1 protein-coding gene is annotated in these 252 nt (G+C 72.6%); it reads left to right on the top strand.

Annotation, left to right across the window (positions count from 1 at the left end):
* Positions 1-252: DUF3649 domain-containing protein (locus JHD82_RS30240; RefSeq protein WP_233174975.1), on the top strand; the 252-nt coding region annotated here is incomplete at both ends.

The raw sequence follows: 252 nt of genomic DNA, 5'->3' as shown, positions 1-252 counted from the left end.
CCCCCCCCCCCCCCCCCCCCCCCCCCCCCCCCCCCCCCCCCCCCCCCCCCCCCTTTTCAAGCAGAAGACGGCATACGCGATCAACGTCAGCGTCTCGTGGGCTCGGAGATGTGTATAAGAGACAGGTGCTGGCCCTGCCCGCAGACCGCACGCAGGCGGCGATCTCGGGCACCTTGCTGAGCTTTGCCGTCTATGCGGGCGCGGTGATCTGGGTGTTTGCCGTGCGCAGCGCCTGGCGCGCCTGGGCCGGGC

The organism is Delftia sp. ASV31 (assembly GCF_016428765.1).
GTDB classification, from domain to species: Bacteria; Pseudomonadota; Gammaproteobacteria; order Burkholderiales; family Burkholderiaceae_C; genus Comamonas; species Comamonas acidovorans.
Note: the sequence above shows the minus strand (reverse complement) of the source record. Positions and strands in the feature narration are given on the sequence as shown.